Origin of the sequence: Vibrio sp. ZF 223 (genome assembly GCF_003050585.1) — a bacterium.
Lineage (GTDB): Bacteria > Pseudomonadota > Gammaproteobacteria > Enterobacterales > Vibrionaceae > Vibrio > Vibrio crassostreae.
The window spans coordinates 439,592-464,552 of the sequence record NZ_PIGB01000002.1 but is presented as its reverse complement, the minus strand read 5'-3'; the positions used below and the strand labels follow the sequence as shown (position 1 = coordinate 464,552).

The 24,961-nt window shown below is 44.1% G+C and carries 22 protein-coding genes; 10 read left to right on the top strand and 12 right to left on the bottom strand.

Annotated elements, in window-relative coordinates:
- Nucleotides 1-82 precede the first annotated feature (82 nt).
- The 7 genes from CWO13_RS23410 to nrfB form a co-directional block, all read right to left on the bottom strand.
- Nucleotides 83-259, bottom strand: a complete 177-nt coding sequence (locus tag CWO13_RS23410) for a hypothetical protein (RefSeq protein ID WP_017063565.1) — start codon at nt 257-259, stop codon at nt 83-85.
- An 89-nt stretch (nt 260-348) separates the two neighbouring features.
- Nucleotides 349-789: a heme lyase NrfEFG subunit NrfF gene (gene nrfF, locus CWO13_RS06740; RefSeq protein WP_048669252.1), complete on the bottom strand. Its 441-nt coding sequence runs from the start codon at nt 787-789 to the stop codon at nt 349-351.
- Entirely contained in the window at nt 786-1,340 is a 555-nt protein-coding gene (locus CWO13_RS06735) for a DsbE family thiol:disulfide interchange protein (protein ID WP_107898969.1), read from the bottom strand. Before CWO13_RS06735 ends, nrfF begins: the two co-directional genes overlap by 4 nt.
- Complete coding sequence (locus CWO13_RS06730) at nt 1,321-3,243, bottom strand: heme lyase CcmF/NrfE family subunit (protein WP_108082663.1); 1,923 nt, start codon at nt 3,241-3,243, stop codon at nt 1,321-1,323. The genes CWO13_RS06735 and CWO13_RS06730 overlap by 20 nt, the downstream gene beginning before the upstream one ends.
- Before the next feature lie 124 nt (nt 3,244-3,367).
- Nucleotides 3,368-4,342, bottom strand: a complete 975-nt coding sequence (gene nrfD / locus CWO13_RS06725) for a cytochrome c nitrite reductase subunit NrfD (protein WP_048607198.1) — start codon at nt 4,340-4,342, stop codon at nt 3,368-3,370.
- A gap of 2 nt (nt 4,343-4,344) precedes the next feature.
- The gene (nrfC, locus tag CWO13_RS06720; protein ID WP_048659577.1) at nt 4,345-5,031 is read right to left on the bottom strand and encodes a cytochrome c nitrite reductase Fe-S protein; all 687 of its coding nucleotides are present in this window, start codon (nt 5,029-5,031) and stop codon (nt 4,345-4,347) included.
- Nucleotides 5,032-5,034: 3 nt separating this feature from the next.
- Nucleotides 5,035-5,619 (bottom strand): cytochrome c nitrite reductase pentaheme subunit, encoded by a 585-nt coding sequence (gene nrfB / locus CWO13_RS06715; protein WP_017101427.1) that lies wholly within the window; start codon nt 5,617-5,619, stop codon nt 5,035-5,037.
- Nucleotides 5,620-6,100: 481 nt separating this feature from the next.
- On the opposite strand from nrfB, the gene nrfA reads away from it, so the two are divergent.
- Both nrfA and CWO13_RS06705 read left to right on the top strand, forming a co-directional pair.
- Nucleotides 6,101-7,531, top strand: a complete 1,431-nt coding sequence (gene nrfA / locus CWO13_RS06710; RefSeq protein WP_170960826.1) for an ammonia-forming nitrite reductase cytochrome c552 subunit — start codon at nt 6,101-6,103, stop codon at nt 7,529-7,531.
- A 125-nt stretch (nt 7,532-7,656) separates the two neighbouring features.
- Entirely contained in the window at nt 7,657-8,001 is a 345-nt protein-coding gene (locus CWO13_RS06705; RefSeq protein ID WP_102431252.1) for a rhodanese-like domain-containing protein, read from the top strand.
- A gap of 120 nt (nt 8,002-8,121) precedes the next feature.
- On the opposite strand, the gene CWO13_RS06700 is transcribed toward CWO13_RS06705, so the two are convergent.
- Nucleotides 8,122-8,751, bottom strand: a complete 630-nt coding sequence (locus tag CWO13_RS06700; RefSeq protein ID WP_102431253.1) for a TPR domain-containing protein — start codon at nt 8,749-8,751, stop codon at nt 8,122-8,124.
- A 173-nt stretch (nt 8,752-8,924) separates the two neighbouring features.
- On the bottom strand, nt 8,925-11,585 hold the full coding sequence (gyrA, locus tag CWO13_RS06695) for a DNA topoisomerase (ATP-hydrolyzing) subunit A (RefSeq protein WP_102431254.1): 2,661 nt from the start codon (nt 11,583-11,585) through the stop codon (nt 8,925-8,927).
- Nucleotides 11,586-11,843: 258 nt separating this feature from the next.
- On the opposite strand from gyrA, the gene ubiG reads away from it, so the two are divergent.
- The 4 genes from ubiG to yfaE all read left to right on the top strand — a co-directional run bounded on the left by ubiG (nt 11,844) and on the right by yfaE (nt 16,893).
- The gene (gene ubiG / locus CWO13_RS06690) at nt 11,844-12,587 is read left to right on the top strand and encodes a bifunctional 2-polyprenyl-6-hydroxyphenol methylase/3-demethylubiquinol 3-O-methyltransferase UbiG (RefSeq protein ID WP_019821739.1); all 744 of its coding nucleotides are present in this window, start codon (nt 11,844-11,846) and stop codon (nt 12,585-12,587) included.
- Between the two features lie 508 nt (nt 12,588-13,095).
- On the top strand, nt 13,096-15,378 hold the full coding sequence (nrdA, locus tag CWO13_RS06685) for a class 1a ribonucleoside-diphosphate reductase subunit alpha (protein ID WP_108082662.1): 2,283 nt from the start codon (nt 13,096-13,098) through the stop codon (nt 15,376-15,378).
- A gap of 103 nt (nt 15,379-15,481) precedes the next feature.
- Complete coding sequence (gene nrdB, locus CWO13_RS06680) at nt 15,482-16,615, top strand: class Ia ribonucleoside-diphosphate reductase subunit beta (protein WP_048664730.1); 1,134 nt, start codon at nt 15,482-15,484, stop codon at nt 16,613-16,615.
- A complete protein-coding gene (yfaE, locus tag CWO13_RS06675; protein ID WP_048664729.1) occupies nt 16,615-16,893 on the top strand; it encodes a class I ribonucleotide reductase maintenance protein YfaE in 279 nt (92 codons plus the stop codon). The genes nrdB and yfaE overlap by 1 nt, the downstream gene beginning before the upstream one ends.
- A gap of 125 nt (nt 16,894-17,018) precedes the next feature.
- Here the strand turns inward: yfaE and napF are convergent, their stop codons facing one another.
- Nucleotides 17,019-17,534: a ferredoxin-type protein NapF gene (gene napF / locus CWO13_RS06670; protein WP_102431256.1), complete on the bottom strand. Its 516-nt coding sequence runs from the start codon at nt 17,532-17,534 to the stop codon at nt 17,019-17,021.
- Complete coding sequence (locus tag CWO13_RS06665) at nt 17,534-18,100, bottom strand: molecular chaperone TorD family protein (protein WP_102460947.1); 567 nt, start codon at nt 18,098-18,100, stop codon at nt 17,534-17,536. The genes napF and CWO13_RS06665 overlap by 1 nt, the downstream gene beginning before the upstream one ends.
- A 199-nt stretch (nt 18,101-18,299) precedes the next feature.
- Here CWO13_RS06665 and CWO13_RS06660 point away from each other — a divergent pair, with 199 nt between their 5' ends.
- The 3 genes from CWO13_RS06660 to CWO13_RS06650 are packed head-to-tail and all read left to right on the top strand — an operon-like array spanning nt 18,300 to nt 22,217.
- A complete protein-coding gene (locus tag CWO13_RS06660; RefSeq protein ID WP_108082661.1) occupies nt 18,300-20,738 on the top strand; it encodes a DmsA/YnfE/YnfF family dimethyl sulfoxide reductase in 2,439 nt (812 codons plus the stop codon).
- An 11-nt stretch (nt 20,739-20,749) separates the two neighbouring features.
- A complete protein-coding gene (locus CWO13_RS06655; RefSeq protein WP_004733360.1) occupies nt 20,750-21,370 on the top strand; it encodes a DMSO/selenate family reductase complex B subunit in 621 nt (206 codons plus the stop codon).
- Between the two features lies 1 nt (nt 21,371).
- The gene (locus tag CWO13_RS06650; RefSeq protein ID WP_102432887.1) at nt 21,372-22,217 is read left to right on the top strand and encodes a dimethyl sulfoxide reductase anchor subunit family protein; all 846 of its coding nucleotides are present in this window, start codon (nt 21,372-21,374) and stop codon (nt 22,215-22,217) included.
- Nucleotides 22,218-22,378: 161 nt separating this feature from the next.
- Here the strand turns inward: CWO13_RS06650 and CWO13_RS06645 are convergent, their stop codons facing one another.
- Nucleotides 22,379-23,617, bottom strand: coding sequence for a CinA family nicotinamide mononucleotide deamidase-related protein (locus CWO13_RS06645; protein ID WP_108082660.1), 1,239 nt, complete (start codon nt 23,615-23,617; stop codon nt 22,379-22,381).
- Nucleotides 23,618-23,827: 210 nt separating this feature from the next.
- Between CWO13_RS06645 and CWO13_RS06640 the strand changes: the two genes are divergently transcribed.
- The gene (locus tag CWO13_RS06640) at nt 23,828-24,736 is read left to right on the top strand and encodes a DUF3943 domain-containing protein (protein WP_102432889.1); all 909 of its coding nucleotides are present in this window, start codon (nt 23,828-23,830) and stop codon (nt 24,734-24,736) included.
- Nucleotides 24,737-24,961: the final 225 nt, after the last annotated feature.

Below are 24,961 nucleotides of genomic sequence, written 5' to 3'. Positions count from 1 at the left end.
ACAAAAAACCCCACATTGGAATGACCAACATGGGGTTATAAATTAATCAGTTGCGGCTGAAGTTACGATTTTTACAGAACGTTCAGCTTACTTGGGTTTGCTTCCAGATGACAAGTTGAACCCAAGCGTTCTCTAATTCAGTTAACTCTTCTTGAGTAAGCGTAGAAATGCTCGATTTTGCACTGTATTTTTCTGCCCATTTGTCAGATCGGACATGAGTATGGAACTCTTTTTTTAAATTTGAGATTACGTTATCCACAGACACATCCTTATATAACAGTGCTTAGCCTTTATAATCCTTTAATGTTACAAAATACAGGTCAATTGGTAAACAGTAATACATAATTTTTATGAGCTCTTTCTAACACTTTTTACTGATAGATATATAAATAAGAGAAATAATAGGCTTGGAAGTAGCCAAAGTAATAAGTTTGAAACACTCATTGCAGGTTTATAGAGCACAAATTCACCGAACCTTTCTGTCATATATTGAGTGATTTCATTATTACTCTGCCCTGCTTTCACCATTTTGAATACAACGAGACGTAAGTCTTTTGCTATCGGAGAGTTCGACTCAATCAAGTTTTGGTTCTGGCATTGCGGGCAACGTAGCGTTTTAGCCAATGTAATTGCGCGCTGCTGCTGCTCAGGGTTTTCAAACTCGAATAGTTCAACTTGAATACTCGTGTCTTTATTACTGGCTGTAAACAGGTCTTCCGCCAAAGTCGGAAAACTAACAAACATAAGTGTAGACAGCATAACGAGTGTTTGTATTAAAGACTTCATCATCCATTCGCACCATCAAAATACATCGCAAGTTCTTCTTGCCATACAGATTCATTGACCACGCCCAGTAACTTCTTAATGATTTGGCCATCAGCGTCGACCAGATACGTTTCAGGGGTGCCGATTACGCCCAACTCTAACGCTAGCTTACCTTGAGGATCACTGATCACAGTAGAGTACGGATTGCCATCGCTCAATAACACATTGATTGCTGCCGCAGAGTTATCTCGATAATTGAGCCCAATAATTGGAATACCTTTATCATTAAGTTTGAGTAAAAAAGCATGTTCGGTTTTGCAGATACCACACCACGACGCCCATACATTCACTAGTTGATAAGGGTGCTGAGTGACATCAGTCAACGTAATTTCCTGTTTGCTACTGATGCCTTCACTATTGACTAACGCAGCAGACACGAATTCAGGAAATGCCCTCTTCTGCTCCGACACAGTCGTAGATTGCTGCTTATTATTGAGTGCAAAGACAAAACCCAACACCATCACTAATGCCAAGACAATTAACGTGATGAGCTTGTTACGAACGCTGGTATGCATACTGTGACGCCTTAAAGGTTTTCTTTCTACGATGAGTTAATGAGAGTAAAGCGCCGAGAATGGAGAACAACCCACCAAACCAAATCCAGCGCACATACGCTTTGTACTGAACACGGAATGCATAGGCTATTGAGTCTACTTTCTCTCCCATGGTGATATAAACATCGCCATGCCAGAACCACTTCATTGCAGGCTCACTCATGTTCATAACACGAACTTGGTAGTGTCTTCTTTCTGGCGCGATGGAAAAGCTTTGCTCGCTAGCATCTAATTCGAGTATCGCTTTTTCTGCAGTAAAGTTGGAGGCGACATAGAGCTCGGTATCACGATGAGAAAGCGTCCAATCCATGAATTCCACCTGTTCACCTGGGCTTAATTTATAGCTACGCTCAAACGAGTGGTAACTGTTCATAGCAGCACCGACAGACAATACCGCTACTCCAACATGCGCAAAGGTCATCACCCATACTTTACGTTGGAACTTGGATCTTCGCGTAACCACTAAACCATAAACGTGCGTCAATAAAACCCAGAATGCCAGCCCCCAAGTCAGCAGCACCATCACTTGTAGATGTCCCTGTTCCACTTGCCAAGAATAACAAATGTACCCAAGCACAAATGACACCACAGCTAACGAGGCAATCACGCCTTTAGTTGCTTGAGGTTTGATACTGAGCAATGGAGCTAAGCCAACCACGCCAAGGGCGAGTAACGCTAAAGGTGCAATCAACAGATTGAAGTAAGGCGCACCGACCGATATGTTACCCAATCCAAGTAGTTCAAATACCATTGGATAGAAAGTGCCGAAAACAACCACGGCTGTTGCCAGCACAAAGATAAGTACCGCAACTAAGCTCAAAAAGCTTTTGCTGGCGAAGCTGGTAATCGGATTAGATTCAAAAGATTCACCTCTGACGATAAGCAGAGAAAATGAACTTACGAGTAGCAGAACTAATATAAGCAGCAGTGCAATACCTTTAGTTGGGTCGACAACAAAAGCATGTACCGATGTTAGTACTCCAGAACGAACAATAAAGGTGCCTAAGATACTCAGGCAAAACGTAATGAAAGCAAGGCTGAGAGACCATTTTAGGAGCTGTTGTTTGCCCTTTGCAACACCTAGGCTGTGCAGTAATGCGGTCGAAGTAAGCCACGGCAACAAACTGGCATTTTCAACAGGATCCCAGAACCACCAGCCGCCCCAACCTAATTCGTAATACGCCCACCACGAACCAAGAATGATCCCTGCAGTTAAAAAGATCCAAGCGACGAGACACCAACTGCGACAATGGGAAACCCAATCAAACTCAATAGGATCAACCAATAAGGCCGCAACAGCAAACGCCAGCACCACAGAAAAGCCGACATAGCCAAGGTAAAGTAATGGAGGATGAAAAATCAGGCCGACATCTTGCAGCATTGGGTTTAGGTCACGCCCTTCTAGCGGCAAAATCGAATTCATTTCAAATGGGTTTGATGCGAATAAGGTGAACCAAGCAAATATCGCGAGCAGTAGATTCATTACCCACAACACACGGCTTTGGTATTCATTCGAATAGTGTTTTTGTAGGGCAATCACGCCAGACCAAACGCTAATCGTAAGTACCCAAAATAACAAGGAACCTTCATGGCCAGCCCATACGGCTGCTAACTTAAAAAATGAGGGTAACTGAGTATTTGAATGTTCAGCGACGTATAAGATAGAGAAGTCATCACTGACAAAGGCATAACCAAGCAATACGACAGAAGTGAGAGAAAACAGCGCGCTTGAAAGAGAGAAACTGCGGATTAAACCTAGATTTTGCGTCCGTTTGTTTAGCATTTGATAAAACGAATGCACACCAATAATGCTGCTAAGAACAGCGACCAACACCAAACTAAACAGCCCCAAAGAACCGACCATATCACCTCAATAAGGCTCCGCTTGAGCAGAGCCAAGTTAAACAATTGTTCGCTTATACTGTTCCAATAAACAGGAACCAAGTAAGCAGATGACCAGTATCCAACATCTGCTTACTTGAGCAAAATTAAGCTATCGTTAACTGCCCTGCGTAAAGGACAAACGTTCGCAGCATTAATACACCCATTAGGCTTAGCGAAGTCACTGAAAAAATATACACCGAGCTATGGCGGATTGAGGTTGGTGTCACTGCATTCAGCAACAACGGTAAAACCATGCCGACACCGATGACGCCGTACCAGAACCAACTCGCCCAGAAACCACTGCCAATTGCGTTCCATACTGCTTGCTCACTTTGACCACCAGCGAAGATAAGCCCAGTAAAGAAAGTAATAAGAACAAACAACTCAAACATCACGACCGGACGTTCGAATCCGTGGATCCATGAAATACTCGGGCTATGAGGTGATTCCTTAAAGACCAACACACCAAATAAAATACACGCCGCCGCTCCTGAGGATAAGCTTGAGAATAAGAACAAAATCGGCAACACTGGGTTATTCAATAGTGGGAAAGTATTCAAAGCTGACAACAAGAATCCGGTATAAGCGGCAAGCATCAGAGCAAGAACAGCTAAGAAGATTTCCAAAGCATTCTCAAACACTTCCAATTTGCCAATCCAGTTACCGACAAAATCGAGTCGCCCTTTTAACCAAGCTTGGTCATTCAAGAACACGACAATTTGATCTCGGAATATAATGCCGATCCAAAGGAATAGGATCACCATATACACTTGGAATAAGATCACACCCATCGACATCACAGACGTTGGGTTATAGAAGATCATGATCTTCCAAAAGGATAACGGTTTTGTCAGGTGGAAAACCAAGATAAGCAGACCTGAAATGATCCCGAATGGCGCGAGAAAAGCCGTGGCCTTTAACACCCCATTATGAGCAGGATCGCCTTCAATGACCTTACGTTTTAGGTAAATGGAGATCATTACGGCACCTGCCGACATCCCCGCGAGAAATAGATAGATTGCTATAATCCAGTCCCATACCACAGTACCAGACTGAAAAGCTGTGTCCCATGCACTCATAATCAAATCTCCCCTTTTTGGTGTGGCACTTTGTAGAGTTTTGGCTGAGTGCCTAGATAAGCTTTATCCCTGTAAACCACCTCAGATTTAAGCACCTGGTTTATCTCACTCTTAGGGTCATTTAGATCGCCAAATACTAGCGCCTTGGTCGGGCAAGATTCGACACAAGCAGGCAGCTTCCCTTGTGCAAGGTTGGTATCACGACAGAAGTTACATTTATCAGCCGATTTATTCTCAGGGTGGAAGAAGCGCACTTGATACGGGCACGCTAACAAACAGTAACCACAACCGACACACTTCTCTTTATGCACATCAACGATGCCAGTTTTTTCATCTTTGTAGGCCGCGCCTGTTGGGCAAACCATCACGCAGGGTGCATTATCACAATGTTGGCAAGAGTTACGAGTAAAACGGTAATCAACATTTGGATATTCGCCTTGGGGTTCGCTCTTAATAATTTCTAAGCGCGACACGCCTTCAGGCACTTTGTTTACTTCACGACATGCTTCTGTACAAGCGGTGCAACCAATACACGCGGTCTCGTCATGAATCATTCCATAACGTTTAGCCCCGTCCTCTTGAACATTGGCTAGCGTTTTACGGCTTGTTACCGCCGCCGTTCCCGCAACACTTGTAGTAAAAATAACGGCACCAGCGCCAGCTAAAAAGTTTCTTCTTGAGCAGCTCATAGATTACTCCTCTTCTTTCTTCTGGTTGAAGTCTGAATGGCAATCCACACACAGCTTGATGGTTTGCTTTTTATCTAAGCCCAACACCTTTGCTTCAGTCGCATGAACATCATGACAGTTTGAACACGTTAAGTTTTGCGCGTGAACATCGTGGGTCCAACTCGCTTCGCGCAGATCATCCGGTTTGTGACAATCTATACATTGGCTATTGGCATCTAAAATTAAGCTAGGGTCTAGGAAAACCTTCTCGGTTCCCGGTTGTGATTGAGCCGCGCGATACTTCACCACTTCAGGTGCACCTTCACGGTGATCGGGGCTAATAGAACTATGACAGTCGGTACAATTTACTTCACGACCAAGTAAAGCGTGTGCACTTTCACCATGTGAACCCAATACCGTTTCTTTTGAATCTTTATGGCATTGAACACACTTGTAGTCTTTGTCACGTATTAATTCGACTTCATGTCTTGTTGATTCTCCTACTGGCGTAACAGCAGGCTCAGCAACAGCATGAATGGAATAACCATAGAGGCAGAATGCTAGAAGGGATTTAAGCATTATGACTATGGCCAATTTAATATTGCCCATTTTATCCTTTCCTTATACCGGCATTATTTAACTCTCAACTAAATAATATTCCGGTTAAACAAAAGTACCCTTAAACGATATTATTACCGCTTAAATGATATCAATTCTTATTTTGGATAAGCCACAACGCTTTCTATAGTTAGAATATACCTCGAATTGGGTAATACGAAATTTGAATGGGTTAATCTGTGAACGCAATCACCCTATTTATATCATGGTCAATCTAGGTAATTGATTGTTATATATGATAATAATTATCAATTGAACTTTAATATCCCTACCCAGCAGTACCCCTTTAGGGTTATATAAACTTCAACGTGATTGAAGTCACTACCATTAATTGATCTAAGACAAGCTATATCCAACACGTAACAAAATGTGTTTGTTTATGAATTAATATAAACAGGAATTCTCCAGTTCTTAATTTGAATAGCAAACTCACAACGCTTGGTATAAGAATCAGTATATTGGAGATATCACTGTGAAAAAGCATTGGATACGTAATTCGGTCACAGCACTATTAATGGTTAGCGCATCACTAGCAAGCGCAACCAGTTTTGCTGCGTCTGAACAAAAAGAAATTGGCGACCCTCGTAACGACCAGTTCGAGCAAAACCACCCAGATCAATATCATTCATGGAGACAGACTTCAGAAAGCGAAACCATTGAAGACGCACTAAAAGAAGATCCCAACATGGTTATCATGTGGGCTGGCTACGGCTTCGCAAAAGATTACAACAAGGCACGTGGTCACTTTTATGCGATTGACGATGTACGACAAACACTTCGTACTGGCGGCCCAACGGACGAAAACTCTGGCCCTATGCCAATGGCGTGCTGGAGCTGTAAAAGCCCAGACGTAGCACGTGTTATCGAAGAGCGTGGTGAAGACGGTTACTTTGAAGGTAAATGGGCACGTCTTGGCAACGAGATTGTGAACCCTATTGGCTGTGCCGACTGTCACGATACCCAAAGCGAAGGCTTTAAAAATGGTGAGCCAGCACTGAAGGTGACGCGTCCTTATGTTGAACGTGCGTTCGATGCGATTGGTAAGAAGTTTGAAGACCAAGGTCGCTTAGATCAACAAGCTTCCGTTTGTGCTCAATGTCATGTGGAATACTACTTCACAGGGCCAACAAAAGGCGTGAAATTCCCTTGGGACAAAGGGACTCGTGTTGAGCAAATGGAAGAGTATTACGATGGAATCGGCTTTAAAGATTGGACGCACAAAGTATCTAAAGCGCCAATGCTAAAAGCACAGCACCCTGGCTATGAAACGTGGCGTGAAGGCATTCACGGCAAAAACAAAGTTGCTTGTGTTGACTGTCATATGCCGAAAGTGACCAAAGAAGATGGCACCGTTTATACCGACCATAAAGTGGGTAACCCATTCGACCGCTTCGAAGATACGTGTGCAAACTGTCACACTCAATCTAAAGAAACCATGCGTAACATCGTTTCAAGCCGTAAAGCTCAAGTGCTAAACATGAAGCTGACCGCTGAGAAACAAATCGTTGCCGCTCACTTTGAAGCAGGCGCGGCATGGGAAGCAGGTGCGACAGAGCAAGAGATGGAGCCTATCCTACTGGATATCCGTCACGCTCAATGGCGTTGGGACTACGCTATTGCATCTCACGGCGTTCATATGCATGCACCTGAAATCGCTCTAGAAGTGCTAGGCACTGCCGTTGACCGCGCAGCCGATGCTCGTACTAAGATTGTTCGTCTACTGGCGAAGAAAGGCATCACTGATCCAATCGAGATTCCAGACATCTCAACCAAAGAGGCGGCTCAAAAAGCGCTTGGAATGGACATGGATAAGATGAACGCTGAAAAACAACACTTCTTAGACACAGTTGTTCCTAAATGGGAAGAGCAAGCTGAAAAGCGTGAAGCCAGCTACGAATACTAGTTTCTTCAATTAGACCATTACGTAAAAACCAGTCACACTATTATTGTGTGGCTGGTTTTTTAGGTTTGGGGCAATACACATTAATATCTCCTCCCCAATCCACTCGCCAATTCAAGGAATATATAATGAAAACCTTACTTTCACTTTCAGCATTATGTATCGCACTACTCAGTTCAGGCGTTTACGCCTCTGAGCGTGCTGAGACAGGGTGGGAATTAATAGAGAAAGGCGCATTAGTGGTTGATGTCAGAACACCTGCAGAGTTCGAACAAGGGCATCTGGACAACGCCATCAACTACCCTCTTTCTGAAGTCGCTACTCACTTCGCCAAGATAGATAAAGACCAACCGATCGTTTTGTATTGCCGCAGTGGTAATCGTTCAGGACAAGCCTATCAATTCTTGCGAGCTCAAGGATTTACTCAAATCCACAACGCAGGTGGGTTAATAGAAATGCAAGAAAGCCAATAGCTTGAGAGATTAATGGCTTTAGAGGCTAAACGCTTCAAAGGTAAGTCGTTTCAAAGGCTAATCGTTTCAAAGACAAATAGCTTCAAAAGCTAATCAGGAAGAACAGCCTATTGACCAAGCTTAGCGGATCATCTGTTTGGCTTGGTTGATCGAGTGAATAATCGAAACGCGATCAATCCCCTTTTGATTGGAGTCGAGGATTTGAGTCCACGCATCAATCGCTTGTTGATAGCGCATGCTGATGAAATGATCGGTCGCAATCAGCATCAATGCCGTACGATCATTGGGATCAAGCTCCATTGAGTGATCCAATAACGCATTCACTTCATCACTCATAGCTTGAGAGCTGAGGTAATAAAGTGCGGTTGCTTTGGCCGCATAAAGGCCCGATGGTGCTTGAGGATCCAACCGAATCGCGTAGTCATAACAGGTGAACGCTGCATCAAACTCCCCTTTCTGCATATACACACCACCCAGCTTAAACCACAAATCGGATTGATTCGGATCTTGTTTGAGGCTTTGTTGAAGCTCACCTTCGAAATCTGTTGCCGTGTAACCATTGCTATCATCCAAAGGAAGTTGGGGTGTGTCCTGTTTCATTTGAGACCAGACAAGCACACTCAGAGCCACTGCAGTAAGGGAAATCACCACATTGCCTTTTAGATGACTACCATTGTCGCTCGCGGCAATAACGACCACGATCAAAAACAGGCTAATTAGTACTAACGCAACCAACAACCAGATGTCCATTCCACACTCCTTTATCAACCCTTTAAGTTTACCACTTTCCCAATCAGGCAATATTGATCGAGACTTAGCTATTAGGATTTACGCCAATCAGAATAAACGAGCAGACAATAAAAAACCGAGCACTTAGGCTCGGTTTTTTCAATGGTAAGCTTAATTACTTAACGTAATCGAGATTACTCAGTGTCTTGCTCGCTATCACTTTCAGAGTCAGAAGCATCTGATGCTTGCTCTTCACTTGATTCAGCAACTTCAGCGTTGATAGTTTCAGCATTTGCTTCTTCAGCTTCGCCTTCTACAATCTCAGCTTCTTCTACTTCGTCGATACGTTGTAGACCTACAACATTCTCGTCTTCAGCAGTACGAATCAGTGTTACACCTTGAGTGTTACGACCAACTTGGCTTACTTCCGCTACGCGAGTACGTACTAGTGTACCTGCGTCGGTGATCATCATCATTTCATCGCCTTCTTCAACTTGAACAGCGCCAACAACTGGGCCGTTACGTTCAGAGACTTTGATAGATACTACACCTTGCGTTGCACGGCCTTTCGTTGGGTATTCTGCTAGCTCAGTACGCTTACCGTAACCATTTTGAGTCACAGTTAGGATATCGCCTTCGTTAGAAGGAACAATCAGTGAAACCACTTGATCGTCTTCTGGAAGCTTCATACCACGAACACCAGAGGCAGTACGGCCCATTGCGCGTACTTTGTCCTCGTTAAAGCGAACAACTTTGCCCGATTTAGAGAACAGCATGATGTCGCTATCACCGTTAGTGATGTCAACGCCAATCAGTGAATCGTCGTCACGTAGGTTAACTGCGATTAGGCCGTTAGCACGTACGTTTGCGAATTGATCCAGAGATGTCTTCTTAACTGTACCGTCACCTGTTGCCATGAAGATGAATTTCTCGTTAGAGAACTCAGAAACAGGCAGGATAGCCGTAATACGTTCACCTTCTTCTAGAGGAAGAATGTTCACGATAGGCTTACCACGAGCAGTACGACTTGCTAATGGTAGTTGGTAAACTTTCAGACGGTATGTCTTACCACGAGTAGAGAAACATAGGATGTTATCGTGAGTATTAGCAACAAGCAGACGCTCAATGTAATCCTCATCTTTCATCTTAGTTGCACTCTTACCTTTACCACCACGACGTTGAGATTCGTAGTCGCTTAGGATTTGGTACTTAACGTAACCTGCGTTAGAAAGCGTTACTACAACGTCTTCTTGAGCAATCAGCTCTTCCATGTCGATGTCATGAACTGCAGCTGTGATTTCTGTACGACGCTCGTCGCCATAGATTTCACGTACCGCTTCAAGTTCTTCGCGGATAACTTCCATCAAACGCTCAGTGCTTGCAAGGATGTGCATTAGCTCAGCGATTTCTTCTAGAAGTGCTTTGTACTCGTCTAGAATCTTCTCGTGCTCAAGGCCAGTTAGGCGGTGAAGACGAAGTTCTAGAATAGCTTGTGCTTGTGTTTCCGTTAGGAAGTATTGGCCATCGCGGATGCCGTATTGGTCTTCCAACCAATCAGGACGAGCCGCATCAGTACCAGCACGCTCAAGCATTGAAGCAACGTTACCAAGATCCCAACCGCGTGCAACTAAGCCAGCTTTTGCTTCAGCTGGTGTTGGAGCGTTACGAATAAGCTCAATGATTTCGTCGATGTTAGCAAGTGCTAGAGACAACGCTTCAAGGATGTGTGCACGATCGCGCGCTTTCTTCAGTTCGAAGATAGTACGACGTGTAACAACTTCGCGACGGTGGTCTACGAAGCACTTAAGCATGTCTTTGATGTTGAACAACTGTGGTTGACCGTTGTTCAACGCAACCATGTTGATACCGAAAGTCGTTTGCAGTTGAGTTTGAGCGTATAGGTTGTTTAGAACCACTTCGCCTACTGCATCACGCTTACATTCAATAACAATACGCATACCATCTTTATCAGATTCGTCACGCAGTGCACTGATGCCTTCTACTTTCTTATCTTTAACCAGTTCAGCAATCTTCTCGATCAAACGAGCTTTGTTTACTTGGTAAGGGATCTCAGTAACGATAATGGTTTCTTTACCATTCTTCTCTACTTCGATATCCGCTTTTGAACGCATGTAAACCTTACCGCGGCCAGTCTTATAAGCATCAACGATGCCTTTACGACCACTGATAAGTGCTGCTGTTGGGAAGTCAGGACCAGGAATGTAGTCCATTAGCTCATCAATAGTGATCTCTTCATTATTGATGTAAGCCAAACAGCCATCAACAACTTCACCAAGGTTATGTGGTGGAATGTTGGTAGCCATACCTACTGCGATACCAGAAGCACCGTTTACCAATAGGTTAGGAATTTTTGTAGGAAGTACTGCTGGAATTTGTTCTGTACCATCGTAGTTCGGTACGTAATCCACAGTTTCCTTATCAAGGTCAGCCAGTAGCTCGTGCGCAATTTTCGCCATACGAACTTCGGTATAACGCATTGCAGCCGCGGAGTCGCCATCGATAGAACCAAAGTTACCTTGGCCATCAACTAGCATGTAACGCAGTGAGAACGGTTGCGCCATACGAACAATTGTATCGTATACAGCACTATCACCATGCGGGTGGTATTTACCGATTACATCACCTACTACACGAGCAGACTTTTTATATGGTTTGTTCCAATCATTACCTAGTACATTCATCGCGAACAAAACGCGGCGGTGTACTGGTTTTAGGCCATCACGCACATCTGGAAGGGCACGACCAACGATGACGGACATCGCGTAGTCTAGGTATGAACCTCTAAGCTCATCTTCAATATTTACGGGCGTGATCTCTTTCGCTAGATCGCTCATAGAGCCATTTTCCCTCTATAGTCAGATCGTATTTTTGAATACGTATAAGACCGAAAAATATAACACAAATTTACCTACGGAGGCATCACTTTCCCTCTCCTTTTACCATCTTGTGACCCTTGTAGCCAATCAATTGATGAGAAATTGCACCTCCGCATCATATCTTGCTGAAACATGGTCACTTTACATCCAATAAACTAGCAAAATTGTAGATCTTCTGGTCAGCGCGAAAAGGCAAGTTATAATGCCTGCAATTTCATGGATGCATTATTTAACTTGGAAATGCCGATTATGACTAAATCACAGAACGTAGACCCAGCAGAAATAAAGAAATTCGAAGACATGGCGTCACGCTGGTGGGATCTAGAAGGCGAATTTAAGCCGCTACATCAAATCAACCCACTGCGCCTAAATTACGTGTTAGAGAAGACGGAAGGCCTGTTTGGCAAGAAAGTCCTCGATGTTGGCTGCGGCGGCGGTATTCTTGCAGAAAGCATGGCGGTTGAAGGTGCGATAGTGACTGGCCTAGACATGGGTAAAGAGCCGCTAGAAGTAGCGCGCCTTCACGCATTGGAAACTGGCACCAAGCTCGATTACATCCAGAGCACTATCGAAGACCACGCAGACCAGAACCCACAGACGTACGATGTGGTAACGTGCATGGAAATGCTTGAACATGTTCCTGATCCGCAATCTGTTATCACGGCCTGTTCGAAATTGGTGAAACCGGGCGGCCACGTGTTCTTTTCTACATTGAACCGTAACTTCAAATCTTACTTGTTTGCGATTGTTGGTGCAGAGAAGCTATTGAAGATTGTTCCTGAAGGCACTCATGAACACGAGAAATTCATTCGCCCTGCTGAACTTATCAAGATGGTTGATAACACGCCGCTGCAAGAATTAGGGATTACAGGACTGCACTACAACCCTCTTACGGACACTTACCGTTTAGGCACAAATGTAGACGTAAACTACATCGTCCACACGCAAAACTTCGGCTAAAAAATATCGGTAGCCCTACCGTAAAACCTTTTGTAAAAAAGACGAATGAAAAGAGTTGCAATTACCATAAGTTTGCGACTTTTTTCAGTCTAAATTTCGTGCGCTAGCTTCCATTTTGACCACCTCGATTTAAATTTAATCGCCCAAAATCCATCGCCTATTTTGGTCAAAGATCAAGGGATTTTTTTTTATGGGCGTGCAAAAATAAAGCATCATTAAAAGCCGACTTTTATACAATCAAGTCACATCTAACCTCATCAGTTAGTGGTCACTTACAGTTTTTTTTCAATCCACCACTTATCCACAAGCAACCCAATTTCTTTACCTTGAAAAATATCAGTTGTAGCACTATCTTGTAACCCAACAAACAAATGACCCCTATATGTTGTGTTTGAACTACAATATATGGGTAGACCAAGATCACAAAGCCGAAACGTAATTTACAAAAGTTACACAGAAATACACAAAAACACGGCCTTGTTCAGTTTTGTTAGGGAAATTAAGCAGAATGAACCAACAACTTACTGTTACCAAGCGTAACGGGCGCAAAGAAACGATCGATCTAGAGAAGATCCATCGCGTGATTACATGGGCAGCTGAAGGCTTGCACAATGTTTCTGTATCACAAGTAGAATTGAAAGCTCACATTCAGTTTTACGATGGCATCACCACTACTGACATTCATGAGACTATCATCAAGTCGGCAGCGGATTTAATCTCTGAAGAGACTCCTGATTACCAATATCTAGCAGCACGTCTGTCTGTATTCCACCTACGTAAAAAAGCGTACGGCGAATACGAGCCGCCGGCACTGTATGACCACGTTGCAAAACTGGTTGATATGGGTAAATACGATAGCCACCTTATGGAAGACTACACGAAAGCTGAGTTTGACGAGCTTGACGAGTACATCGACCACAAACGTGACTTAGACTTCTCTTACGCAGCGGTTAAGCAGCTCGAAGGTAAATACTTCGTGCAAAACCGTGTAACGAAAGAAATCTACGAGAGTGCTCAGTTCCTTTACATTTTAGTTGCTGCGTGTTTATTCGCTAAGTACCCGAAATCGACTCGTCTTGACTACATCAAACGTTTTTACGACGCATCGTCTACGTTTAAGATTTCTCTACCTACACCGATCATGTCTGGTGTACGTACGCCTACTCGTCAATTCAGTTCTTGTGTACTGATCGAGTGTGGTGACAGCCTTGATTCTATCAACGCAACAGCAAGCTCAATTGTTCGTTACGTATCTCAACGTGCTGGTATTGGTATCAACGCAGGTCGTATCCGTGCGCTTGGTTCTGAAATCCGTAATGGTGAAGCGTTCCACACTGGCTGTATCCCTTTCTACAAATACTTCCAAACAGCAGTAAAATGTTGTTCTCAAGGTGGTGTTCGTGGTGGCGCAGCAACAGTGTTCTACCCACTATGGCACGGTGAAGTTCAGTCTCTATTAGTACTGAAAAACAACCGCGGCGTTGAAGAGAACCGTGTTCGTCACATGGACTACGGCGTACAGCTGAACAAGCTTATGTACTCTCGTCTTGTTCAAGGTGGCAACATCAGCCTGTTCTCACCTTCTGACGTACCTGGCCTTTACGATGCGTTCTTCGAAAACCAAGACCGTTTTGAAGAGCTATACGTTAAGTACGAAAACGATCCATCAGTGAAGCGTGAAACAGTAAAAGCTGTTGAGCTGTTCTCTCTGCTAATGCAAGAGCGTGCTTCTACTGGTCGTATCTACATTCAGAACGTTGACCACTGTAATACACACAGCCCGTTTGATTCTGAAGTTGCACCTGTTCGTCAATCGAACCTATGTCTAGAAATCGCGCTACCAACTAAGCCGCTTTCTAACGTAGAAGATGACGAAGGCGAAATTGCACTTTGTACGCTTTCAGCATTCAACCTTGGCGCAATCAATGAACTAGACGACCTAGCAGAGCTTTCTGAACTGGTTGTTCGTGCACTAGATGCACTTCTTGATTACCAAGACTACCCGCTTCCAGCCGCATACAAGTCGACAATGAACCGTCGTACTCTAGGTGTGGGTGTAATCAACTACGCATACTACCTAGCGAAGAATGGTGTTAAGTACTCTGATGGCAGCGCCAATGGCCTGACTCACCGTACTTTTGAAGCGATTCAATACCACTTGCTAAAAGCATCTGTTGAACTAGCGAAAGAGCAAGGTCGTTGCCCATCTTTCCACGAGACCAACTACGCGAAAGGCCTACTGCCAATCGATACTTACAAGAAAGATATCGACTTAGTATGTGAAGAGCCATTGCACTACGATTGGGATTCTCTACGTGAAGAGATCATGGAGCACGGTCTGCGTAACTCTACGCTAACAGCGCTTATGCCTTCTGAGACATCGTCTCAAATCTCGAACGCGACTAACGGTATCGAGCCACCACGTGGTTACGTATCAGTGAAAGCATCGAAAGACGGCATCCTGAAGCAAGTTGTTCCAGATTTCCTAAATCTAAAAGAAAACTACCAGCTACTTTGGAACATTGGTTCTAACGACGGTTACCTACACCTAGTAGGTATCATGCAAAAATTCGTTGACCAAGCTATCTCTGCAAACACTAACTATGACCCAAGTGTTTACGACAGCGGTAAAGTACCAATGAAGAAGCTGCTTCAAGACCTACTAACAGCGTACAAGTACGGTGTTAAGACGCTTTACTACCATAACACTCGTGATGGTGCTAAAGACGACCAAGGCGATGCAGTTCAAGTGCCGGAAGAAGATTGTGAAGGCGGCGGTTGTAAGATCTAAACCGCAATAAACATTAAGACCCCAGAGAAGAGTTATCTTCTCTGGGTTTAAAGCATTAACAGGGTCCGTTTTATTATGGGTCTTTAAAGGATTTGAGGCATTTATGGCTTACAGTACTTTTTCTCAGCAAAAAAATGACCAACTAAAAGAACCAATGTTCTTGGGTCAGTCGGTAAACGTTGCACGTTACGACCAACAAAAATTCGAAATCTTCGAAAAGCTTATCGAGAAGCAGCTTTCTTTCTTCTGGCGACCAGAAGAAGTAGACGTGTCTAGCGACCGTATCGACTACAACAAGCTTCCTGAGCATGAAAAGCACATCTTCATCTCTAACTTGAAGTACCAAACGCTTCTAGATTCTATCCAAGGTCGCAGCCCTAACGTTGCCCTACTTCCATTGGTATCACTACCTGAAGTAGAAACTTGGATTGAGACATGGTCTTTCTCAGAAACGATTCACTCTCGTTCTTACACGCACATCATTCGTAACATCGTGAATGATCCAGGCGTAGTATTCGACGACATCGTTGAAAACGAAGAGATCCTGAAGCGTGCTAAAGACATCGCTTTCTACTACGACGACCTAATCAAGCTGACGGCTGACTACCACCGCTACGGTGAAGGCAACCACAGCATCAACGGCGAAGACGTTAAGATTTCACTTCACGATCTGAAGAAGAAACTTTACCTATGTCTAATGTCTGTAAACGCACTAGAAGCGATTCGTTTCTACGTAAGTTTCGCATGTTCATTTGCATTCGCTGAGCGTGAGCTAATGGAAGGTAACGCGAAGATCATCAAGCTAATCGCTCGTGATGAAGCACTTCACCTTACTGGTACGCAACACATGATCAACTTGTTACGCAACGGTCAAGATGATTTCGAATTCATGCAGATCGCTGAAGAGTGTAAACAAGAATGTTTCGACCTATTCAAAGAAGCGGCTGAGCAAGAAAAAGAGTGGGCAGAGTACCTATTCAAAGACGGCTCTATGATTGGTCTGAATAAAGACATTCTTTGCCAATACGTTGAGTACATTACCAATATTCGTATGCAGGCTGTTGGTCTAGGTACCGCTTACCCAGAAGCAACATCGAACCCAATTCCATGGATTAACGCTTGGTTGTCTTCAGACAACGTGCAAGTTGCTCCACAAGAAGCAGAAATCAGTTCTTACCTAGTTGGTCAGATCGACAACGAAGTAAAAGCTGACGACTTTGAAGGATTTGAGCTGTAATGCCAACAATCAAAATCAACAAGCTGACTTCAATTGAATCTAACCCTTCAAACACTCTGTTGGAATCAATGGAACAAGCTGGGTTAGAGCCAGAATACAACTGCCGAGATGGCCACTGTGGCGCTTGCCGCTGCACGTTGGATTCTGGTGAGGTCGAGTACGTTGGTTTTGCTATGGCTTACACGCAAGGTAATGAAATATTGCCTTGTATCTGTAAAGCGAAGACTGAGCTATCGCTGAGTAACGTTATTCATAGAAGCAAGCAAAAACGCGCATAAGCCAACTGGCTTTAAGTCACCTTGTTCGAATATCGTCAATAAGAATTAAAAAGGGTCCGCTTCCTTTAGGAATGCGGACCCTTTTTCTATTCGTGTCTTAAGTTCTCAACCACCTAACCAAACGTTTATTGCTGAGTCAGGTTTAGAGTCACCGAGCCAATATAACAAGCGCTTCGGCACTCTCCACAACCATTACACTTATCTTTATCCACTGTAGGCAACTCTCCTACTTCGATGTGTAGCGCACCTGCTGAACACGCAGTTTGGCATGCTGAGCAATCCATTTGCATGTAATTGTTACAGGTATCGGCAAAGCTTGGCTTGAGGTCGATATAAGGTGTGACCGTTGGATGAAGTGCGCCAGTCGTACACACTTCAGTGCATTTGTTACACATAGAACAACTGTTGTAATCCAAATTCAGCAGTGCACTTCCCTCTAGCATCTCAATAACGCTATTCGGACACGCTTGCTCACACAGCCCACAACCTTCGCAAAGACGCTCAAACAGCACCTCATCAACCGCTCTTGGCGGTCTTGAATGCAAGCGCTGTGAGATCTCTTCGTAATTCGCGGCTGCTTTAACCGGTTTAGAAAGTCGAGTTAAGAAACCGCGTCTATTTGAATTTATTTGTTCAGACATTAGTCGATATATAACTTTTTAGTAGCAACGTTTAAATTATATTCAGATGTTAAATACTTAAACCAATCTATTACATCACTTGATAGCTGCTTATAAAATGATAAATCTGATGCTGTATTTAATTTATCCAAATAAATAGAAGACCAAGGTAATAAATGACACTCAAGTAATTCATTAGCTGAATTGATATTATTATTTTCTAACAAATATGCATGGGCGAATAGCATTAAACCAAACTGATCCTCTGGCTCTCTTAATCCAGTGTCTAACTCAATTTGATTCAATTCTAAGAATTGGCGATATTCCACAGTCGACGCGCCGAATACAACACGGTCTTTATCTAGGTATACAGAGCCCCAAGGTGGAGCTGGCATGTCTCCAACGCCTTCAAACAAGCGACTAAATTCCGCAGACAAGGCGATTTCCTGCTCACTTCTCAGTGCCAGCAGACATTCTTCTGATAGAACTTCACTCTCAACCAAGGCTTCGACAATGGTTAACAACTGTTCTTTATTTATCGCTTTATAAAATAGCGAACCCAACAGTTTGTGCGTATCGATAATCATTATTATTTATACCGTAATAGGTTTTAAAGATAATTATATTAATTAAACCATTCCATTCTTTGATCTAATTTATACATTCAATTCATAAGATTTAAATTTCATACTTATTTGATACCTATCAATCAATATTTAAATATTAAAAGACAAACACAAAACTACCTATAAAGTGCTATACATCAATAACAATAGGCATCTTAGAATGACGAATAAGAAAGAATCTGGGGTAATGAACCTTACTCGAAGAGGCTTCATGAAAGCTTCTTCTGCGGTAGGTAGTGCAGCCGCACTCGCGGGCGGTATCGCTTTACCTTTCAAATCCAAACCAGTAGCGGCTGCAGTTGCTGAGAATGTGGATGAGAAAATCGTATGGAGTGCATGTACTGTAAACTGTGGCTCTCGCTGCCCTTTACGTATGCATGTACAAAACGGTGAAATCAAATACGTAGAAACAGACAACACAGGTACTGACGAATATGGTCATCACCAAGTTCGTGCGTGTCTACGTGGTCGCTCTATGCGCCGCCGTGTTTACAACCCAGATCGCCTGAAATACCCAATGAAACGTGTTGGTAAACGTGGTGAAGGCAAATTTAAACGCATTAGCTGGGAAGAGGCTTATGATGAAGTCGCTGGTACTATGCAACGCCTGATCAAAGACTACGGTAACGACACTATCTACCTAAACTATGGTACAGGCACCCTTGGCGGTACGGTTACTAAATCTTGGCCACCAGCACAAACGCTGATTGCTCGTCTAATGAACCTAAGTGGTGGTTACCTAAACCATTACGGTGACTACTCAACAGCGCAAATCGCGAAAGGCTTGAGCTACACCTACGGTGGTTGGGCAAACAACAACTCTTTCTCTGACCTAGAGAACACAAAGCTTAATATCCAATTTGGTAACAACCCTGCTGAGACTCGTATGTCTGGCGGCGGTCTGATCCACCACTACGTAGAAAGCAAAAACAAATCGAACGCAAGAACGATCATCATCGACCCTCGCTACACCGATACTGCAGGTGGTCGTGAAGATCAATGGATTCCAATTCGTCCTTCAACTGATGCTGCATTGGTAGCAGGTCTTGCACACGTGATGATCACTGAAGACCTTGTCGACCAACCGTTCCTAGACAAATACTGCGTAGGTTACGACGAGAAGACTCTGCCTGCATCAGCGCCTAAAAACAGCGACTACAAATCTTACATCTTAGGTTTAGGTGAAGATGGCGTAGAGAAGACACCTGAATGGGCCTCTAAGATCACAGGCATTCCAGTTGATACTATCGTTAAGCTTGGCCGTGAAATGGGCACAGCAAAACCATGTGCAATCCACCAAGGTTGGGGCCTACAACGTACAGCGAACGGTGAACTAGCTTGTCGTGCAATCGCGATGCTGTCGCTACTCACTGGTTCTGTGGGTGTATCAGGTGGTTCAACAGGTGCTCGTGAAAGTGACATCAACATTCCGTTTGTTCGCTTCCCTACTGTGCCAAACCCAGTTGAAACGTCAATTTCAATGTTCATGTGGACAGATGCGATTTACCGTCACCATGAAATGACCGACATCACTGATGGTGTTCGCGGTGCAGAGCGCCTTAAAAACCCAATCAAGATGATCTGGAACTATGCAGGTAATTGCATCATCAACCAACACTCAGACATCAACAAGACTCACGCGATTCTTCAAGATGAAAGTGCGTGTGAAATGATTGTCGTGGTTGATAACCATATGACTTCTTCTGCGAAATACGCCGATATCATCCTGCCAGACTTAACGACGTCAGAGCAAGACGACTGGTGTATGGATGGTAAAGCATCGAACATGCCTTACTTCATCTACGCGCAAAAAGCGATCGAGCCTCAGTTCGAAGCGAAATCTATCTACGAGATGTGTTCTCAACTGGCGAAACGCATGGGCGTAGAAAAAGAATTCACAGAAGGCCGTACTCAAGAGCAATGGATTGAGCATCTTTACGCTGAAACTCGTAAGAACGATCCAACACTACCAACCTTCGAAGAGATGAAAGAGCTGGGTATCTACAAACGTAACTATGACCACCACTACATCGCTTACGAAGATTTCCGCAAAGATCCTGAAGCGAATCCACTGACCACACCAAGTGGCAAGATCGAGATCTACTCAGAGCAACTGGCTGATATCGCGAAGACTTGGAAATTGAAAGAAGACGAAGTGATTCACCCTCTTCCGATTTACGCCGATTCTTTTGAAGGCCACAACGACCCATTAACAGAGAAGTACCCACTTCAGCTAACTGGTTTCCACTATAAGGCTCGTACTCACTCGACTTACGGCAACGTTGCAGAAATCAAAGCAGCAGCACCGCAAGAGTTGTGGATCAACCCAATTGATGCGAAAGAACGTGGTATCGAAAACGGCGACATGGTGAGTATTTTCAACGACCGTGGCGAAGTACACATTCCAGCGAAAGTGACACCAAGGATCCTTCCTCGAGTTGTCGCGCTAGGCGAAGGTGCATGGTACGCACCAGATGGTCAGAAGATCGACCATGCAGGCTCTATCAACGTGCTGACCACTCAGCGCCCGAGCCCACTTGCTAAGGGTAACCCTCAGCATACAAACCTAGTTCAAATCAAAGCGCTAAAGAAAGCATAAGGTAGGTTGGAATGAAACAATACGGCTTTTACATTGATTCAAGTAAATGCACGGGTTGTAAAACCTGTCAGCTTGCTTGTAAAGATTATAACGATCTCGACATCAAAACGAACTACCGTCGCGTATACGAATACGCAGGTGGTGGCTTCACTCAAGATGGCGATACCTGGGTTCAGAAAGATGTTTTCTCTTACTACCTGTCTATCGCTTGTAACCACTGTACTAACCCTGCGTGTGTGAAAGTGTGTCCTTCGGGTGCAATGCACAAACGTGATGAAGACGGCTTGGTTGTGGTTGACGAAAGTGTGTGTATTGGTTGTCAGCACTGTAGCAATGCGTGTCCTTACGGCGCACCACAATACAATGCTAAGAAAGGTCACATGACCAAGTGCGATGGTTGCTACCAACGTGTTTCAGAAGGCAAACAGCCTATCTGTGTTGAGTCTTGCCCACTTCGTGCATTGGAGTTTGGTGAAATCAATACGCTTCGCGAGAAGTACGGCTCTGGTGCAGATGTGGCGCCACTGCCATCTTCAACCGAAACACTGCCAAACATCGTGATTAAGCTGAACAAAAACGCGAAGCCTACTGGCGATACCAGTGGTCACCTAGCAAACCCGAAGGAGGTGTAAGATGATTTTTCATGAGTGGTCTTTAATCTTCTTTACGGTGCTGGCGCAAACTGCGGTTGGTGGTTACTTACTGATTGGTGCTCGTGCACTGGTACTTGGTCACGATGAAGAGAAACTAAACAGCTATAAGGTTCCAATGTTCATTCTGTGGGCATTCATGGGTCTTGGCTTCATGTTCTCGACAACGCACCTGGGTTCTCCACTGCGCGCGTTTAATGCCTTTAACCAACTAGGCTCGGCTTGGTTGTCTAACGAAGTGTTCTTCGGTGCGGCATTCTTCGCAGTAGGCGGCCTGCAATGGCTATTGTCTGTGGTTAAGAAAGGTGGCGTAGCTATCCAAAAAGCACTGGTGGTCGGCGCTATGGTGCTGGGTGTTATCTTCATGTACGCGATGATCAACGTATACATGATCAATACAGTACCGACATGGGACAACATCTACACACCACTAAGCTTCATCATGACGATGGTTGTGGGTGGCTTGCTGCTGTCTCAGTTCGTGATTGTGTTCGCAAACGACAGCCGCTTTACGGTTGACCGTAACATCACCATGCTGGCTGTTATCGCAGTTGCTATCAGCTTGCTTGCAACAGTAGGAAAACTGAACCTAATCGGTGAGATCCAAACTTCAGCAGCAAAAGCGTCTGAGTTAGTCGATGGTTTAGGTAGCTATGTGATTCTTCAAGTGGCACTGCTAATGGCAAGCTTGTTGATTTGGATTCTACCTATGCTGAACAAAGCAAAAGTGAACCCAGTGAACCTTGGCTTAGCACTAGTATTGTTCTTGGCTTCAGAGTTAATCGGCCGTGGTTTGTTCTACAGCTTACATATGACAAGCGGTTTGTAATCAAGTTCTTACAGACATGAGTTACGTGTAAAAGTCGCTGCTTGTTTAGTTATCTAGAAGGCTAGATAAACAAAAGGCCCAACACCTATTTAGATGTTGGGCCTTTTTATTGCGTTTTTTCTAGCGTTTTTAGTACAGACTTTGCGATTTCGCTTACATAGTTACTTAATGATAGCCGCTGGAATAAACATGTCTTTCAATCGCTTAACCGAAGAGTAAGTACCAAACATCGGTTTGTTGTCTAGATGCCTTCTCAGCATATCGGCGGCAACGGTTTTAATCACGTTGCGTTGGTCTTCACGCGAGTACTGACGATAAAACTCAAGCACCTGCCCCCACTCGCCTGCTTCAGTCGACAATGCAACGCTGAATGTGTTGCCTTCTAACTTACCAGTCACCAAAGCCAATTCGGTTTCGCACTTCTCTCTTGTTGCGCCAGCCAGAGCAAAGGTGGCGGCTAATGGATCGCTCTTTTCAAGCTCACTCTCTTTGGGTTCAGCCATCACCCAAGAATGCCCAAAGCAATCTTCAAGCTGCTCATTCGATTGTAGCCAAGCTGAAAGCGCACCTTTGGTCGACACTTCAGATACAGACAAGGTTTTCTTTCTCTCTGCCATGATATGCCCAATATGGTCAATCATCGGCTCATCAACGCTGACTACGTTACTCTCTAGCAGCTTGTACACCATTTGCAGAAGCTTAACGCGAGTTTCTAAGTCTGCCTTAGGACCAAACAGTTTGACCTCAATGAAAGGCAAATAAGAGCGATAACCCAACTCATAACCTTCTGGCAGCTTAAGCTGGTCTAACACATCCGAGATACCCGATTCAGACAAACCAAACGTAAACAGTCGACTGCATTCAGAGGCAACCACTTCAGGGTAGGTACGCGACAAGTCAGGAAGAATCTCAAACGTCACCATACGTTTGAACTCACTCGGTACACCCGGCGTGAAATAGAAAGTCGCATCGTTGATTTTCAGCTTGAAGCCACATGCAGTACCGACAGGGTTATCGACAATCTCAGAGCTTGCTGGCAACAAGGCTTGCTTAAGGTTGCTGTCAGGCATCGGCATACCGCGTCCTGAGAACATCTCTTCCATACGAGCCAGCCATTCAGGGAACATGACGAGTTTCTGCTCTGAAGCAGTTGCAGCGGCGGCTGCACTCATATCATCGGTTGTCGGCCCTAGACCACCATTAACGATAACCACATCATAGTTAAAGCTCAGCATCAGCAGTTCTTCAACAAGAGCATTCATTTGATCACCCACAGTTGAGCGCTTAGCAAGAGCAAAACCATGCTGATAAAACTCACCAGACATCCAAGCTGCGTTTGTATCTACAATGTCTCCATGAAGAACTTCTTCACCTGTACTTAACATTGCGATTTTCGTCATATTTCTATCCCTTGTTGTCATAAAAAGACACTGCATTATTTACAAACTGGTCTATGGTTGAATTTGGAGCAATCCGCCTTTTCACTAATATTAATAATGTTAAACCTAAGGTTTTCTTAGGAAAAGCTATAAATTATTAGTTCCCTAAATCAGGCATTTAATAGATAATTGTGACCCTGATCAATTCCAAACTTTCTCATGGAGACCCTTGTGGCCAAATCACCGTTACTAGCAAAGGTTACTGCTGCATTTACAATGCTAATGTCAGTTAACTCGGTTGCAAGCCAATACGACTTCGACCAGCCAATCAACCTTTCTTATTCGGATGAATGTGCTCAAGATTACTGTGTTAATGATAGCTTGTACACCTACAAGCCTAGTACCAATTACGCACTGAGCGAATCAAGTGATGAGTACGACTTCTCAATCCAACAACCAAAACACCTGTTGGTGAGTCAGGAGAAGGATTGGGATTACCTAATGGGTCAAACCTACACCATTCTTGGCCTGAGTGTCGCGACGGTGGGTTTGATGACTCTCCTACCTGAAAGTATCACTAAGTGGGATGATGACCAACGTGACATCAGCTCATTAGGTAAAAAGTGGAAAGATAACGTGTCTGATGGCCCAGTATGGGACCGTGACGAACACTTCCTAAACTACGTAATGCACCCATATTTTGGTGGTGTTTACTACACTGCAGCTCGACACGCAGGTTACGATGAGTTTGAGTCTTTCTTATACTCTTGGACTATGTCGACGTTCTTCTGGGAATACGGCGTAGAAGCGTTTGCTGAAGTACCTTCATGGCAAGACCTCTTTATCACTCCTTTCTTTGGTGCTGTTGTCGGTGAAATGATGCTAGAAGCAGAGCAAGACATCGTTGCTTCAGGTGGCGAAGTGATGGGATCTCAAACTATGGGTGATGTGTCTCTATTCTTCCTAAACCCTGTTGGTCACATCCACTACTGGGTAAGTGATGCATGGGGCGGTGACGCAGAAGTTAATCTGAATACTAACCCTTGGTGGGATAACCAAGACGCAGCACGATTCGCCTATGATGCTGGGGCACGATACGATTCTCAATTTGTTGGTATGAACTTTAAAGTAACGTTCTAAGTCAGCTTTCAGTCTCTAAGTTTTAAGTTACTGCATTCCCAATAAAAACGACAACTCATCCCAAAAGCGGCTCTCTAGCCGCTTTTTTTTGTGCCCTACTCTTCATTCTCTTTTTTTGCATCACAGCTTAGTTTCAAAAATTGACGTAGGTCAAACATTGTTCGATGTAACCTTCTACACTGAAATTAAAGAACTTTATCGCGTGATATCAAACATTTAATTCGC